This is a genomic window from Fictibacillus sp. B-59209 (assembly GCF_036216745.1).
Classification (GTDB): domain Bacteria; phylum Bacillota; class Bacilli; order Bacillales; family Fictibacillaceae; genus Fictibacillus_C; species Fictibacillus_C marinisediminis.
Genome location: NZ_JARMMC010000052.1, coordinates 1 through 1,346, shown reverse-complemented (window position 1 = coordinate 1,346; position 1,346 = coordinate 1). Strand labels below are relative to the sequence as shown.

The 1,346-nt window shown below is 44.9% G+C and carries 2 pseudogenes; one reads left to right on the top strand and one right to left on the bottom strand.

Going from position 1 to position 1,346, the window contains the following annotated elements:
- Positions 1–498, bottom strand: a pseudogene (locus tag P4361_RS23145) (class I tRNA ligase family protein); the annotation flags it as partial.
- 116 nt (positions 499–614) lie between these two features.
- On the opposite strand from P4361_RS23145, the pseudogene P4361_RS23140 reads away from it, so the two are divergent.
- Positions 615–1,346, top strand: a pseudogene (locus P4361_RS23140) (M36 family metallopeptidase); the annotation flags it as partial.

Sequence of the window (1,346 nt, the reverse complement as noted above, 5' to 3'; positions counted from 1 at the left end):
GTAGGCGCCAAGCAGTTCGCCGTTATGGCTATAGATGAACTCTCTCCATGAAAAATCAGTATCCCGGTTTTCGGGTGCATTGATCGTTAGGAAGTAGCGGATCGAATCCGGATGGTACCTCTCCAGAATGTCTGGAACCCAGACCGCCCAATTTTTACTCGTGGATAATTTTTTCTTCTCCAGTGTCAAATATTCATTCGAAACAATGTGACGGGGAAGGGCGGGATTTTGAGTTCCGTGCAGGATGGCAGGCCAGATGATGGTGTGGAACGGAATGTTATCCTTGCCATGGACATAATACGTGATCGTGTCTTCCTTCCAAAAGAGTGAATCCTCATTGCCAGTCTCCTGTGACCATAATTGGCTGGCAGAAAAATAGCCTGACACCGCTTCAATCCAGACATACACCTTTTTGTCTTCATATCCCTCAATCGGGATACTTACTCCAATAGGCAAGTCACGTGAAACGGCACGGTCGATCAATCCTTCTTGTAGATATATTCAAATAATATCCAGTATTACAATAAAATAGATAAATAAGTCTATTGCTTGCATGTCACCTCCGGGAGTAAAATTAAATTGTCTGAAAATTATGATAGCGAGGAGACAGGTGAATGAAAAAGAGGAACATGGCATTGGCGGCCGCGGCCGTGATATTATTGTCAGTCAGTATGCCTTCTTTTCAGCATGGAAACAGCCCTGCTTTAAGAGGAGATGCTGTAAACGCTCAATCATTAAGCGCGAAATCTTCTGCAGATGACTTTTTAAAAAGGAATGCCGCTAAGTACAACCTTTCAAATGATCTCTCAGGCCTGGACTATGTTACGACCATTTCAACAGCTGCCGGCAGCTATGTGCGTTATCAGCAGATGGTAAACGGTTCACCTGTTTTCTCCAAGCAGCTTACTGCGACAGTCGATCTTGATGGACATGTCAGTTTGATAGTCTCAGATTATACACCATATAACTCAGTTGAACGTGCGCCGGACAAGCTTACAAAGGAGCAGGCTGAGACAAAGGCTGCTGCCTATATCAATGACAAAGGAAAAGGTAAGTGGGGCACGACCGAGAACACGTTTGGCTATGTGATTCAAAACGGCAAAGCCATTCCTGTGTATAAAGTCGTGATTCATGCGAATGAACCATTTGGGGCCTGGGAAGCGATCGTCCATGCGGGCAATGGGAGATTAATAGAGAAAAAGGATCTTAACCAAAAAGCAACAGGTTCAGGGCAGGTTTTTCTACCGAATCCGGTGGAATCCAGTGGAAGTGCGGCAGGGCTGGCAGACAATAATGATGCGGATTCACCAGCATTGAACGCCCAGCTTAAAAATGTTCAATTATTG